This is a genomic window from Thalassospira sp. SM2505 (assembly GCF_054901115.1).
In genome coordinates this window covers 1,691,048-1,705,949 of sequence record NZ_CM142731.1, presented here as the reverse complement: position 1 = coordinate 1,705,949, position 14,902 = coordinate 1,691,048, and the positions used below count along the sequence as shown (strand labels likewise).

The following is a 14,902-nucleotide window of genomic DNA, read 5'->3' as shown; positions in this document are numbered from 1 at the left end:
AAAGATCCCTGCAAACAGCAAAGGACAGCTTGATGCTGCCCTTTGTGAAAACGATATCCTAAATGACCGGTCAGTTCGGGATAACCGCCGTACCTTCAATCTCAAGCAATGCTTCGTCTTCGACAAGGGCGCTGACAACGACCATGGTCATTGCCGGGAAGTTCTTGCCCAAAACTTCGCGGTAAGCCCGGCCGACTTCGCGCTGTTTGGCGAGATATTCCTGTTTGTCGGTGACATACCAGGTCAGGCGCGTCAGATGTTCGGGCTTGCCGCCAGCAGCTTCGAGAACAGCGGCGATGTTCTTAAGCGCCTGTTCCATCTGTCCGACAAAATCCTTGGCAACGAAGACCTGATCTTCGTTCCAGCCAATTTGTCCGCCGATATACAAAGTCGCACCTTGTGCAAGGACGCCGTTTGCATATCCCTTGGGCTCTTTCCATCCGTCTGGCTGAACGATTTTATGCATTGTTTTCTACCACTTGATTGATTTCTTTTTCGATTTTGGCACGCAAATCATCTGGCCATGCCACTGACTTTCCGGCCCCTTTTTTCGTAAAGACCAGTGTTACCGTTGTTTTCAGGCGTTGCTCGTCACCTGCGAAAGCTGCGATTTCCAGCTCAAGGCTTGATCGTCCGATCCGCGTCGGTTCCAGACGAAATTCCAGTTGATCACCCAGCATGCTTGGCGCGGTAAAAGCGATGGTAAGCCCCGCTGTCGGAACGGCCGCCTGCATCGGGCCATGCATGGTTGGAAAGCCGCATCCGATAACGGCGTCAAACCATTCCTCGACCGTCGCATTCACCATTTCGAAATAGCGCGGATAAAAGACAATCCCCGCCGGATCGCAATGTTGAAACAGGACTTTCTGCTGATAGGTGAAAACAGCCATATCAGACCCCCAGATACCGGTCGGCGAGCTCGTCGGTCAGTTCGTTCACGGCACCAGTCCATGCCGTAACGCCCTTTTCCACGACGACATAGCGATCCGCGACACCAGAAAGTTCCTTAAGCGATTTATCAACCACAAGGATGGTGAGACCGGATTGTTTAAGCTGATTGATCGCAGCCCAGATTTCCTGACGAACGACGGGTGCCAATCCTTCGGTCGCTTCATCAAGGATCAGCAAACGCGGATTGGTCATAAGCGCGCGCCCGATGGCAAGCATCTGTTGCTCTCCGCCCGAAAGCGTCATGGCCTTTTGATCGCGCCGTTCGGCAAGACGCGGGAAAAGTCCGGCAACCCGGTCAAAATCCCATTCACCCGGACGGGCAGCAGCAATCAGGTTTTCCATAACGCTCAGACGCGCAAAACACCGGCGCCCTTCAGGCACCAGCCCAAGACCAAGACGGGCTGCCTTGTGCGATGGCATCCTTGCCAGATCCTGACCGGCAAAGCGGATCAAACCATCACGATGTTCCATCATGCGACAGATGGTCTTGATCGTGGTGGTTTTTCCCATGCCGTTGCGGCCCATCAGTGCCACGGCCTCGCCCTCATTCAGCGACAGATCGATGCCAAACAAGGCCTGCGATGCGCCGTAAAAAGCAGTCACGCCACTAAGTTCGAGAAGTGCGGTCATATCAGGCTTCCTCCCCGAGATAGGCACGTTTGACGTCTTCGTTGCCCCGGATTTCGTCGACTGTGCCAGTCGCGATGATCCGGCCATAAACCAGAACCGAAATCCGGTCGGCCAGTGCAAAGACCGCATCCATGTCATGTTCGACCAGAAGGATCGGGGCCTGCATGCGCAGACTGTCGAGGAAACCGGTCAGACGTTTGGAGCCCTCTGGCCCCATGCCTGCCATCGGCTCATCCAGAAGGAACGCCTTGGGTTCAAGGGCAAGGGCAACCGCCATTTCAAGCTGGCGACGTTCGCCGTGTGAAATGTCGGCTGCACGCATTTGCGCACGATCTGCCAAGCCAACCCGTTCAAGCTGTGCCATGGCCGGTTCGACCAGCGACTTGTCACCGAGAACCGGACGGAAAAAACGAAATACCTTTCCACTGACCGACTGACGCGCCAGCATTACATTTTGCAGCACCGAGAATTCCGGCATCAGTGATGACACCTGAAACGTTCTGGCCAGTCCCATGCGCGACCGCGCAACCGCATCAAGTTCATTGATCTGCTGACCATTGAAATGAATATCGCCACTATCGGATTTGATCTCGCCTGCGATCTGTTTGATCAGGGTCGATTTCCCCGCCCCGTTCGGACCGATCAGGGCATGGATTTCACCTGGGCGCAGATCAAGGGTCACGTCGTCACTGGCAAGCAGCGATCCGAATTGCTTGGTAATATGTGAAAGCGACAGAATGGCATCAGGCATGTTTACGCTCCCCGGCCAGAACACCAACCAAACCACCGCGGGCAAACAGCACCACGACCAGCAACAACACACCAAGCGGCAGCTGCCAGAATTCCCAGACACTGCCAAGCAGATGTTCAAGGATGATATAAAGTGCTGCACCGGCCAGCGGACCGAACAACCGTCCGACCCCGCCCAGAATGACAAAGATCATGATCTCGCCAGACATATGCCAGGACAGCATGGTCGGGCTGACAAAGCGGTTGAGATCCGCATAAAGCGCCCCGGCAAGGGCGGTGATCATCGCCGAAATCACAAAGGCAACCAGACGAATGCGGAACGGTGCGATCCCGACGGCAGTCATGCGTTGCGGGTTCTGACGCGCGCCCTGAAGGGCAAGACCAAAGCGTGAGCGGATCAGTATGGCCGAGAACAGCATCGCAATGCCAAGCATCACCGCACAAAGCGCAAAGAAACTGATCGGATCAAGGGTATTGAGCCCCGGGAAGCCATTGCGGACATAGATCGACAATCCGTCTTCCCCGCCATAAGCCGGCCAGGAAATGGCGAAGTAATAGATCATCTGTGCAAAGGCCAGCGTGATCATAATGAAATAGACACCACTGGTCCGAAGCGTAATCGCCCCGATGGCCAGCGCGACAAGTGCCGAAACGATCAGTGCCACAATCCAGATGACAATCATCTGGGTGGTGCCTTCGATCAGGAACGGGCTTTCCATGATCGGTTCATAGTTCAGCGCATGGCTGGCAAGAATGCCGGCAGCATAACCACCAATGCCGAAGAATGCGGCATGACCAAAGGACACAAGTCCGCCAAAACCAAGAACAAGGTTAAGGCCCACACCGGCCATTGCGAAAATCGCAACCTTGGTCGCAAGGGTAATAATGAAAGGTTCATTCATCCCCATCGCAATGACCGGCACGGCCACAAAGGCGACGGCAAGAATAGTGTTAATAAGAGTTTCGCGGTTCATGGTCATATCAGGCTTCCGTCCCGAACAAACCGCTTGGACGCAGGAACAGAACCAGCGCCATCACGATATAAATCAACATGGATGCAAGTGCCGACCCGATGGCGGTCGCACTGGACGGATCAAGGAAGGTCGCAAAGGCGTGCGGCAGAAGGAAACGTCCCATCGTGTCGGTAAACCCGACCAGAAGCGATCCGATAAGCGCACCCTTGATCGAGCCGATCCCGCCAATCACGATGACAACGAAGGCCAGAATAAGAACCGGCTCGCCCATGCCAACCTGAACAGACTGGGTGGTGCCGACAAAGGCACCGGCAAGCCCGGCAAGGGCAGCGCCAAGAGCAAACACCACCGTATAAAGCCGGTCGATATTCACACCAAGGGCCGCGATCATGCCACGGTCGGCTTCACCCGCGCGAATGCGCACGCCAAGGCGGGTCTTGCCAATCAAAAGGAACAGACCCACCGCAACCAGAAGCCCGGCAATAATGATCGCCAACCGGAAAATCGGATATTCAAGCGCGCCGGGCAGAATGACCGTTCCCGTCAAAATATCGGGAACGCTCAGGAAAAGCGGGAAGGAACCGAAAATCCAGCGGGTGCCTTCTGAAAAAACCAAAATAAGGGCAAAAGTCGCCAGAACCTGATCAAGGTGATCACGGTTATACAAGCGGCGAATAATAAACATCTCGACCAGCACACCGGCAAGGGCAGCAGCCATCAGGCTGGCAACAAGACCAAGCCAGAATGAACCGGTCCAGGCCGCAACAGCAGCACAGGCAAATGCACCGACCATATAGAGCGAGCCGTGGGCAAGGTTAATAAGACCCATCACACCGAAAACAAGCGTCAGTCCGGATGCCATCAGAAACAACATCAATCCCGACTGAAGGCTGTTTAACAGCTGCTCCAGGAAAAGAGAGAACATTATTGGAAACTCCGTCACAAGGTGGTCGGGGGCCGATCTCATTGACCGGAACCGGCCCCCACCGTCTTGTCAGCGCGTGATTACATCGAGCATTCCGATGCATAGGCATCGGCATGGTCAGAAAGCGCAATACCAACGATCTTGTTGGTCAGAACGTCGCCTTCTTTAACGACTTCACGAACATAGATGTCCTGAATCGGGTGCTGGTTCGGACCAAAGACGAACTTGCCACGAACCGAGTTGAAGTCAGCAGCACGCAGCGCGTCACGGAAAGCTTCCTTGTCGGAAATGCTTGCCTTGCCCATTGCCGACAGCAAAAGGTTGGCAGTGTCAAAGCCATAGGACGCATAAAGCGACGGCAGACGACCATATTCAGCCTGGAAGGTTTCAACGAATGCCTTGTTGGTGGGATTGTCGATGTCTTTCGACCAGTTCGAGGTGTTCTTGAAACCGATTGCTTCGTCGCCAACCGCACCAAGGATGCCTTGATCCATCGAGAATGCCGGGCCGATCAGCGGAATATCAACACCGGACTGTGCATACTGTTTCATGAACGCGATGCCCATGCCGCCCGGCAGGAAGAAGAAGACGCTGTCTGCACCCGATGCGCGGATCTGTGCGATTTCAGCAGCATAGTCGGTCTGGCCAAGCTTGGTATAAACTTCTTCGGCGATGTCACCCATGAAGAAACGTTTGAAACCGGCAAGGGAATCTTTGCCCGCCGGATAGTTCGGCGCAAGAATGAAGGCCTTTTCATAACCGGCACTCGACGCATAACCGCCAGCTGCTTCATGCAGGTTATCGTTCTGATAGGAAACGCTGAAATAGTTTGCGTTGCAGCCCTTGCCCGCCAGCTGCGACGGTGCGGCGTTAACCGACAGATACAGCTTTTCCTGTGCAACAGCGGACGGAACAACCGCCATCGCAAGGTTCGACCAGATAATACCGGTCAGAACATCAACCTTTTCCTGCTGGATCATTTTATCAGCCAGCTGAACAGCAACGTCCGGCTTGCGCTGATCATCTTCGATCACGACCGAGAGTTCCGGATTGTTGGCCTGTTTGACAGCCAGCATGAAGCCGTCACGTGCATCAATACCAAGACCGGCACCACCGCCCGAAAGCGTGGTGATCATACCGACCTTTACCGGATCAGCCTGCGCTGCACCGGCCACAAGCAAAGCAGCAACTGCTGCAATGGTTGTCTTCATACCCTTCATTTAAGCCTCCGTGTTAATACATTCAGTTTTTTAGCAACACGTTGATCCCACGACATTTATGTCTTTTTGCGTCGTGGTTCTTGTGAACCTGATGCCTGCCCCTGATTTTGCAGTATTTGCATCGGGTCCGTCCATCCTCAAAGCGTGGTTCTTACTCGCCAGAGTTCCGGAAACAGTTCTACTTCCAGCATTTTCTTGAGGTAACTGACCCCACCCGTTCCACCGGTCCCGCGTTTAAAGCCAATCACGCGTTCTACCGTGGTCACGTGGTTAAAGCGCCACCGCCGGAAGTAATCTTCGAAATCGACCAGCTTTTCAGCCAGCTCATAAAGCGACCAGTGTTTCGCCGGGTCGCTGTAAACCTTGTGCCAGGCAGCAATCACTGCATCGTCCGGGGTATAGGGTGCCGATACATCACGGTTCAGGATGTGATCGGGAAGTTCAATTCCCTCGGCCGCAACAAGGTTGAGGGCCTCGTCATACAGGCTGGGTGTTGCCAGTTCGGTCTTGAGCATTTCCAGAATGTCTTCACGATGCGCATGTGGACGCAACATCGCGTGATTGCGATTGCCCAGCATGAATTCGATCTGGCGATACTGATAGGACTGGAACCCGGATGACGGGCCAAGCGCATCACGAAATGTCGTGTAATCGCTTGGCGTCATCGTGCGCAAAACATCCCATGCATTATTGAGCTGCTCGAAAATACGTGAAACACGCGCAAGCATCTTGAAGGCCGGGCGCAGATCGCCACCCCGGATGGCGTTGCGGGCCGCACCGATTTCGCGAATCGCAAGCTTCATCCACAATTCGGACGTCTGATGCTGAATGATGAACAGCAATTCATCATGGGCATCAGAGTGCGGATGCTGGGCCGTCAGGATCGCATCAAGTGACAGATAATCGCCATAGGACATCTGATCGGAGAAATCCGTCCGGGCACCTTCGGTACTGGGATCATAAGGTTTGGTTGGCTTTGCCATGATCAGGTCACCGCATTGCGTTTATGAAACTCCGGCTTGTCCCAAGCCCGCGTTTCCATGATTTCAGCAAGGATTTTGACCGCACCATCGACATCTGCATTGTCGATATAAAGCGGGGTAAAGCCAAAACGGATGACGTCAGGTGCTCTGAAATCACCAATCACACCGCGCGCAATCAGGGCCTGCATCACCGCATAGCCCTGATCGAACTTGAACGACACCTGTGATCCACGGCGTTCCGCTTCACGCGGGCTTGCCAGTTCAAGCATCGGACAGGATGCCTCGACACCCGCGATGAACTGTTCACAAAGCTCGATGCTGCGCGCGCGGATATCAGACATTTCAATACCGTCCCACGCCTTCATTGCTTCTTCGAGAACGGTCATCTGGATCACCGGCGGCGTGCCAACACGCATGCGCGAGATATCCGGTGCCGGGGTGTAATCCGGGTCAAAGGCAAAGGGTGCGGCGTGGCCAAGCCAGCCTGAAAGTGCCGGGCGCGCAACCTTGGCATGATCAGAGCGGACATAGATAAAGGCCGGTGCGCCGGGGCCACCATTCAGATATTTATAGGTACATCCCACCGCGAAATCTGCATTGCAACCGGCCAGATCAACCGGCACCGCACCCGCCGAATGGGCCAGATCCCAGATCACCAATGCACCAGCCGCATGCGCCAGTTCGGTGACGCGTTTCATGTCATGCATGCGGCCTGTGCGGTAATCCACTTGGGTCAACATCAACACTGCCAGATCTTCATTGATCAGGCTTTCGACATCTTCGGGATTTGGCGTTTTAAGGACATGGCCCTTATCAAGACTTTTGATCAGGCCATCCGCCATATAAAGATCGGTCGGGAAATTGCCGTTGTCCGAGACAACAACCTTGCGATCCGGGCGCATTTCAAGCGCACTTGCCAGCGCCTGATAAACCTTGATCGACAGGGTGTCGCCCATCACCACCGTACCGGGTGCCGCCCCGATCAAACGGGCGACAAGATTGCCGACACGTTCGGGTTGCTCCATCCATTTGGCTTCGTTCCAGCCCCGGATAAGCATTTCCCCCCATTCCTTTTCAATCATCTCCTTGGCACGGTTAGCCGCCGTTTTCGGCAGCATGCCAAGCGAGTTCCCGTCAAGGTAAATGATACCTTCGGGAATATGGAACAGGGATTTGGTGGCGGCAAAGTCGGTCATGCAGACATTTCCTGTTTAAGTCTGAAGCGCTGGATTTTTCCAGTCGCGGTTTTGGGCAATGTCTCGATAAAGACAACGGAGCGCGGGTATTTGAACGGCGCGATCGTCGCTTTTACATGATCCTGAAGCTGTTTGGCCATCTCGGGTGTCGGGTGGAAACCATCCGCCAACACGATATGGGCCTGAACGATGGTGCCACGATCTTCGTCAGGGGCACCGATCACCGCGCATTCGGCCACCGCTTCATGGGATAGCAAGGCAGCTTCGACCTCCGGGCCGGCAATGTTATAGCCCGACGAGACGATCATATCGTCATTGCGTGCGGCAAAATGGTAGTAGCCATTTTCATCAACAAAGAACGCATCCCCGGTGAGGTTCCAGCCATCACGCACATAAACCGCCTGACGAACATCATCAAGGTAACGACAGCCCGTCGGGCCCCGCACCGCAAGACGGCCAACCGTGCCTACCGGTACTTCGTTCATGTCATGATCAACGATCTTGGCTTCATATCCACCTACCGGACGTCCGGTACAGGCCGGGTGGCTGTCTCCAAAACGGTTGGAAATAAAGATATGGAGCATCTCGGTCGCACCAATGCCATCAAGCATCGGTTTGCCGGTTTTGGCCATCCATGCCTCATACACCGGGGCTGGAAGGGTTTCACCGGCAGAAACAGCCGCACGCAGCGATGACAGATCGGCACCGTCTTCTATGGCCGAAAGCATCACACGATAAGCCGTCGGCGCAGTAAAACAGACCGTTGCCTTATAGGTTTCAATGATTTCGATCATGTTGGGCGGGGATGCTTTTTCAAGCAGCGTCGCTGTTGCCCCGAAACGCAGCGGGAAGATCGCAAGACCACCAAGCCCGAAGGTAAAGGCAAGCGGCGGGGAGCCGACAAATACGTCGTCTGGTGTAACGTTCAGGACTTCCTTGGCATAACCATCGGCAATGATCAGAAGATCACGGTGAAAATGCATGGTGGCCTTGGGGCTCCCGGTGGTGCCCGATGTAAAGCCAAGCAGTGCAACATCATCACGCCCGGTTTTGACCGCCTCGAATTTGACCGATTTGGTCAGGGCAATGCGATCAAGTTCGGCATCATGGTTGGCGGTCCCATCAAAGCCGATGACCTTTTTTAAGAACTTGCTGTCCTTCGCACAGGCAACCAGTTCATCCATCAGACGGGTATCGCAAAGGGCAAATTCGATTTCGGCCTTGTCAACGATCTGGCCCAGTTCACCCGCACGCAGCATCGGCATGGTATTGACCACAACCGCACCGGCCTTGGTCGCAGCCAACCAGCAGGCCACCATTGCCGGATTATTGGCCGAACGGATCAGAACGCGATTACCCGGCTTGATGCCATAATCTTCGACCAGCGCATGGGCAATACGGTTGGTCCAGTCAGCCAGTTCCTTGTAGGTTCGCTGGCGACCATTTCCGATCAGGGCGGTATTATCCCCGAAACCCTGTTCGACCATTTTGTCGGTCAGCTCGACACCGGCATTCAGATATTCAGGATAGTCGAACCCATCCAGATTGATTTCCGGCCATTCATTGAGCGGCGGGAGCTTGTCCCGTGTGAAGCTATCGGTATGTGCGGTTGGTCCGAGCATTGTGAAGTCCCTGATACAGCCATTATTGCGCCAGCGTTTGCCGTGCGATGATTATTTTCTGGACGTCAGACGCGCCTTCATAAATGCGAAGGGCGCGAATTTCCCGGTATAGCGATTCAACGATGTGCCCACTGCGCACACCATCGCCGCCATGAATTTGCACCGCCTTATCAATGACGGTTTGTGCATGATCGGTTGAATAAAGTTTTGCCATCGCGGCTTCGCGACTGACGCGCGCAGCCCCGCTGTCTTTGAGCCATGCGGCGCGATAGACCAGAAGTGCGCTGGCATCTATATCAAGTGCCATATCCGCCACATGCCCTTGCACCATCTGAAGATCAAATAACGGTGCACCAAACAGTTCGCGTTCCTGAACACGCTTGATGGTTTCATCAAGGGCACGACGGGCAAAGCCAAGGGCAGCTGCCGCCACGGTCGAACGGAAGACATCAAGAACCGACATGGCAATCTTGAAACCGTCCCCACCCTTGCCAATCAGGCTTGAAGCCGGAATACGGCAATCAGTGAATTTCAACCGAGCAAGCGGGTGCGGGGCAATGGTGTGCAGACGTTCGGCAATCTCGAACCCCGGAATATTGGCCGGGATTACAAATGCCGAAAGCCCCTTTGCGCCCGGAGCTTCGCCGGTCCGCGCAAACACGCAATAGAAATCGGCTATGCCGCCATTGGAGATCCAGGTTTTCTCACCATTCAGGACAAACGCGTCGCCATCGCGCTTTGCATCAAGCGCGATATTGGCAACATCCGATCCTGATTGCGGTTCGGTCAGGGCGAAGGCAGCGATCCCTTTGCCGGTACGTACTTTTGGAAGCCACTCCCCCCGGGTGGCATCAGAACCGAACAAAGAGATCGCGCCACTCCCCAGCCCCTGCATTGCAAATGCAAAGTCGGCCAGCCCGTCATAGCGCGCAAGTGTCTCGCGGATCAGGCAAAGTGATCTGACATCCAATTTTGAATTCGGATCGGTATGATCAATCGCGGCATGGCGAAGCCACGCACCGTCGGCCAGACGCGCGACGAGATCGCGGCATGCTGCATCGACGTCACTGTGATCAATATTGTTCAGAGTGGCGCTTGCCCATGCATCAAGACGGGTCGCCAGTTCACGGTGACGATCTTCGAAAAACGGCCAGTCAAGGTAGGATGTATCCGCCATCAGTTACCCTCAAACACCGGTTTTTCCTTGGCGACAAAGGCCTTGTAGGCACGATTGAAGTCCTCGGTCTGCATGCAGATGGCCTGCGCCTGAGCTTCGGCCTCGATGGCCTGTTCAATCGACATGTTCCATTCCTGGGCCAGCATGGTTTTGGTCATCATGTGACCGAAATTCGGGCCTTGGGAAATGCGGGTTGCAAGCGCAATTGCTTCGGCCTCAAGAATATCAGCCTCGACCAGACGGTTATAGAAGCCCCAGCGTTCACCTTCCTCGGCTGACATCGAACGTCCGGTATAAAGAAGTTCGGCCGCCCGACCCTGACCGATGATACGTGGCAGGATTGCACATGCGCCCATGTCACAACCGGCAAGACCAACACGGGTAAACAGGAACGCGGTTTTGGAAGCAGACGTTGCCAGACGAAGGTCGGATGCCATGGCAATGATTGCCCCCGCACCCACACAAACGCCATCCACCGCCGCAATCACCGGCTTGCCACAGCCAATGATCGCCTTGACCAGATCACCGGTCATGCGGGTGAATTCCAGAAGTCCCTTCATGTCCTTGTTGATCAGCGGACCGATAATGTCATGCACATCCCCGCCAGAGCAGAAATTGCCACCGTTCGATCCGAACACCACGGCCTTGATATCATCGGCATAAACCAGATCGCGGAAGGTATCGCGAAGCTCGGCATAGCTTTCAAAGGTCAGCGGATTTTTACGATCCGGGCGATCCAGTGAAATGACCGCAACGTCCCCCTCCATCCGCCAATTGAAATGGGTCGGCTTGATGTTGGCCATCTTAGTCATGGTGGGGCGCCTCGTTATGGTGGGAGATGGTGCGAAGAATTCGAATAAGGGCATCGGCATCCGATGACGAAAGATCGGAAAACAGATCAGATACCCAGCTTTCATGAACCAGTGCGCGCTCGGCGAAATCCTTTTCGCCCGCTTCGGTCAGGCGCACGATGGATGCGCGTCGATCATTTTCAACCGGCAAACGGACAACCAGTCCTTCTGCGACCAGTCTATCAACGATGCCCGTGACATTGCCGTTTGACACCATCAGCGATTTGGAAAGTTCGCTCATGCGCATGCCGTCGCGTTCGCGATAAAGGGCCGCAAGAACGTCGAAACGCGGCAGGGTCGATCCGAACTCGACGCGCATTTTTTCGCGAAGTTCGCCTTCGATCTTGCGCGATACTTTCAGGATCTGAAGCCATGCCCGCAGGCGTGCCTTGGAAAGATCGGACGTTTCATTTCCGCCCTGTCCGGCAAGGCCCTGGGAATTATCCATGTTCATGCTTCTCCTCCCGACACGGAAATTGTCTGGCCGGTGATTGATCGCGCATTGGCACTGCACAGCCACATGACGGTATTTGCGACTTCGTCTGGCTGGATAAAGCGGTTCTGCGGATTGATTTTTGCAAGACTTGCGCGTGCCTGATCATGGCTCATGCCGGTTTTTGCAACGATATTTTCCACCGACTTTTCAAGCATCGGTGTTTCCATAAAGCCTGGGCAAACCGCATTGACTGTGATCGGACTGTTGGCGAGTTCAACCGCCATGCCCTTGATCAGCCCGACAACGCCGTGTTTCGCCGCGCAGTAAGCGGTGACATAGGCATACCCCTTAAGACCGGCTGTGGACGCAATCGAAATCAAGCGGCCCGGCTTGGTCTTGTCCATTACAGCCAGTCCTTCGCGGAAGGTCAGGAAAGTACCGGTCAGATTGACATCAATTGTCCGTCGCCACAGATCGACCGACGTTTTACCAATCGGTGCGCTTTCGGCCATACCGGCATTGGCAATCACCAGATCAGGTGCGCCGATGGTATTCACCATGGTGGCAAACATGTTGCGCACCGATGCTTCATCGGTCACATCGGCGGCAATTGCCGTGATATTTTCATGATGGGCGACCGCGTCAAGTACATCGACCCGACGGCCAGACACAGCAACCTTGACCCCGGTATCGGCCAGCATTCGGGCCATGACGGCCCCGACACCCGACCCGCCGCCGGTAATCAATGCACGCTGAATGGCAAGATCACCCATCACGACTTACACCTTTCCGGTCATGACATCGGCGCGCTCAGCCAAACGCCACATCTGGTCACGTCCGGCATAATAGGGAGCCGGCCAGTTTTCGGTGCGATTGCCAAGATTGGCCGCCTGATGCAGCGTCCAATATGGATCAGCCAGATGCGGACGGGCCAGACAGACAAGGTCCGCACGCCCTGCCATCAGGATCGAATTGACGTGATCGGGTTCGTAAATATTGCCAACCGCCATGGTCGCCATTTTGGCTTCGTTGCGGATACGGTCCGAGAACGGAGTCTGGAACATGCGGCCATAGACCGGACGGGCATCTTTGGTCGTCTGACCGGCGGACACGTCACAGATATCAACGTCATTGGCCTGAAGGATACGGGCGATTTCAACCGCCTCTTCTGGTGTTACGCCAGCATCACCAACCCAGTCATTGGCCGAAATACGTACCGACATCGGCTTGTTGGCAGGCCATGCCGCACGAACGGCATTAATGACTTCAAGCGGGTAACGCATCCGGTTTTCAAGCGATCCGCCATATTCATCAGCGCGGCTATTGCTGACCGGACTGATGAAGGATGACAGAAGATACCCATGGGCGGCATGAACCTCGATCATGTCAAATCCGGCACGATCCGCCATCCTGGTCGATGCGACGAACTGATCACGAACCAAATCCATGTCTTCGCGCGTCATGGCCTTTGGCACCGCATTGCGATCCGACCAGGCAATGGCAGAAGCCGACAGAAGCGGCCAGTTACCGTCTTTTAGCGGGGCATCCATTTCTTCCCAGCCAAGCTGGGTCGACCCCTTGCGTCCGGAATGACCAATCTGCATGCAGATTTTGGCATCCGTTTCGGCATGAACGAAATCAGTGATCCGCTTCCATGCCGCTTCATGGGCATCATCATAAACGCCCGGACAACCCGGCGTAATCCGCCCTTCGGGCGAGACGCAGGTCATTTCGGTGTAAACAAGTCCCGCCCCGCCTTTGGCGCGTTCCGCGTAATGGATCAGGTGCCAGTCGGTCGGACAGCCATCAACCGCCTTGTACTGCGCCATTGGCGAGACAACGATACGGTTTTTAAGTTCCATATCACGCAGCCTGAAGGGCACGAACATCGGATGACGCACCGGTTCTGATGCGGGCAATCCTGCCTTGCGCTGGAACCAGCCTTCGGCACTTTCAAGCCACTTGGCATCGCGCATACGCAAGTTCTCGTGACTGATGCGCTGTGATCTGGTCAAAAGCGAATAGGTGAACTGGACCGGATCGAAATCGAAGTAGCGTTCGATCTCCTCAAACCATTCCATGGAGTTGCGTGCCGCCGACTGCAAACGCAGAACTTCAAGGCGACGTTCATCCTCATACTTGGCAAAGGCTGATTTCAGGTCCGGCTCGGAATGCAGATAATTTGCCAGCGCAATGGCACTTTCAAGGGCAAGCTTGCTACCTGATCCGATGGAGAAATGCGCAGTTGCCGCAGCATCCCCCATCAAAACGATATTTTCATGTGACCAGCTTTTGCAAAGCACACGCGGGAAGCTTAACCATGCAGATCCACGAATATGGTGGGCGTTGCTCATCAGGGGATGGCCGCCCAGATGATCCTTGAAAATCGCCTCGCAGGTTGCGATCGAGTCTTCCTTGGACATCTCGCCAAAGCCGTATGCATCCCACGTTTCTTGCGAACATTCGACAATGAAGGTCGCGGTTTCATCATCAAACTGATAGGCATGCGCCCAAACCCAGCCCTTGTCGGTCTGCTCGAAGATGAAGGTAAAGGCATCATCAAATTTCTGATGAGTGCCCAGCCAGACAAATTTGCATTTACGCGTATCGATGTCGGGCTGGAACTGATCAGAAAATTCGGTGCGGGTTTTCGAATTCAAACCATCGCAGGCAACGACAAGATCATATTGCTTGGCGTAGGTTGCCGCACTTTCGGCCTCGGTCTCGAAACGCAGGTCGACGCCAAGTTCGCGGGCACGCTGCTGAAGCAGGATCAGAAGCTTTTTACGGCCAATGCCGCAGAAACCGTGACCGGTCGAAAGGGTCTTTTCACCGCGATATTGAACCGCAACATCATCCCAATAGGAAAAGTTGGCGCGAATGGCCTCGGCACTTTTGGCATCATTGGCCGCAAGGTTGTCGAGAGTCTCGTCAGACAGCACCACGCCCCAGCCGAACGTGTCGTCGGGCTTGTTGCGCTCGATCACCACGACCTCATTGGCCGGATCGCGCAATTTCATCGAGATTGCAAAATACAGTCCCGCAGGACCACCACCCAGACAAGCTACTCTCACCAGCTTTTCCCTTCCTGATTTGTTTGGTTGTTTCGGGAAACTGATAAAACGGTACGCCTCGTTTTATTTTATTTCAAGCACAAATATTTTAAGTTTGAAATATCTTCGGATTT

Annotated in this window: 15 protein-coding genes; all 15 read right to left on the bottom strand. The window is 54.7% G+C overall.

All coding sequences use genetic code 11. The annotated features are described in order from the left end of the window. Window positions 1-70 precede the first annotated feature (70 nt). Window positions 71-466 (bottom strand): RidA family protein, encoded by a 396-nt coding sequence (locus ACTU44_RS07690; protein ID WP_114099959.1) that lies wholly within the window; start codon window positions 464-466, stop codon window positions 71-73. Next, window positions 459-890 (bottom strand): acyl-CoA thioesterase, encoded by a 432-nt coding sequence (locus tag ACTU44_RS07685; protein ID WP_462097117.1) that lies wholly within the window; start codon window positions 888-890, stop codon window positions 459-461. Before ACTU44_RS07685 ends, ACTU44_RS07690 begins: the two co-directional genes overlap by 8 nt. 1 nt (window position 891) lies before the next feature. Beyond that, entirely contained in the window at window positions 892-1,581 is a 690-nt protein-coding gene (locus ACTU44_RS07680) for an ABC transporter ATP-binding protein (protein WP_114099961.1), read from the bottom strand. A 1-nt stretch (window position 1,582) separates the two neighbouring features. Then, on the bottom strand, window positions 1,583-2,332 hold the full coding sequence (locus ACTU44_RS07675) for an ABC transporter ATP-binding protein (RefSeq protein WP_462097116.1): 750 nt from the start codon (window positions 2,330-2,332) through the stop codon (window positions 1,583-1,585). Then, complete coding sequence (locus ACTU44_RS07670; protein WP_462097115.1) at window positions 2,325-3,311, bottom strand: branched-chain amino acid ABC transporter permease; 987 nt, start codon at window positions 3,309-3,311, stop codon at window positions 2,325-2,327. Before ACTU44_RS07670 ends, ACTU44_RS07675 begins: the two co-directional genes overlap by 8 nt. Before the next feature lies 1 nt (window position 3,312). Beyond that, entirely contained in the window at window positions 3,313-4,230 is a 918-nt protein-coding gene (locus tag ACTU44_RS07665; protein ID WP_181850419.1) for a branched-chain amino acid ABC transporter permease, read from the bottom strand. Window positions 4,231-4,310: 80 nt separating this feature from the next. Beyond that, on the bottom strand, window positions 4,311-5,450 hold the full coding sequence (locus ACTU44_RS07660) for an ABC transporter substrate-binding protein (RefSeq protein WP_462097114.1): 1,140 nt from the start codon (window positions 5,448-5,450) through the stop codon (window positions 4,311-4,313). A 137-nt stretch (window positions 5,451-5,587) separates the two neighbouring features. Then, complete coding sequence (gene kynA, locus ACTU44_RS07655; protein WP_462097113.1) at window positions 5,588-6,433, bottom strand: tryptophan 2,3-dioxygenase; 846 nt, start codon at window positions 6,431-6,433, stop codon at window positions 5,588-5,590. A 2-nt stretch (window positions 6,434-6,435) separates the two neighbouring features. Then, window positions 6,436-7,629: a kynureninase gene (kynU, locus tag ACTU44_RS07650; RefSeq protein ID WP_462097112.1), complete on the bottom strand. Its 1,194-nt coding sequence runs from the start codon at window positions 7,627-7,629 to the stop codon at window positions 6,436-6,438. After that, window positions 7,626-9,251: an AMP-binding protein gene (locus tag ACTU44_RS07645; RefSeq protein WP_462097111.1), complete on the bottom strand. Its 1,626-nt coding sequence runs from the start codon at window positions 9,249-9,251 to the stop codon at window positions 7,626-7,628. The genes kynU and ACTU44_RS07645 overlap by 4 nt, the downstream gene beginning before the upstream one ends. A gap of 22 nt (window positions 9,252-9,273) precedes the next feature. Further along, window positions 9,274-10,428, bottom strand: a complete 1,155-nt coding sequence (locus ACTU44_RS07640; protein ID WP_114099968.1) for an acyl-CoA dehydrogenase family protein — start codon at window positions 10,426-10,428, stop codon at window positions 9,274-9,276. Further along, window positions 10,428-11,240, bottom strand: a complete 813-nt coding sequence (locus ACTU44_RS07635; protein ID WP_462097110.1) for an enoyl-CoA hydratase family protein — start codon at window positions 11,238-11,240, stop codon at window positions 10,428-10,430. The genes ACTU44_RS07640 and ACTU44_RS07635 overlap by 1 nt, the downstream gene beginning before the upstream one ends. Further along, window positions 11,233-11,727 carry a MarR family winged helix-turn-helix transcriptional regulator gene (locus ACTU44_RS07630; RefSeq protein ID WP_258548810.1) on the bottom strand — a complete coding sequence of 165 codons (495 nt, stop codon included), beginning with the start codon at window positions 11,725-11,727 and terminating at the stop codon, window positions 11,233-11,235. The genes ACTU44_RS07635 and ACTU44_RS07630 overlap by 8 nt, the downstream gene beginning before the upstream one ends. 2 nt (window positions 11,728-11,729) lie before the next feature. Beyond that, complete coding sequence (locus tag ACTU44_RS07625) at window positions 11,730-12,488, bottom strand: SDR family NAD(P)-dependent oxidoreductase (RefSeq protein ID WP_462097109.1); 759 nt, start codon at window positions 12,486-12,488, stop codon at window positions 11,730-11,732. Between the two features lie 6 nt (window positions 12,489-12,494). Then, a complete protein-coding gene (locus ACTU44_RS07620) occupies window positions 12,495-14,789 on the bottom strand; it encodes a bifunctional salicylyl-CoA 5-hydroxylase/oxidoreductase (RefSeq protein ID WP_462097108.1) in 2,295 nt (764 codons plus the stop codon). Window positions 14,790-14,902 lie beyond the last annotated feature (113 nt).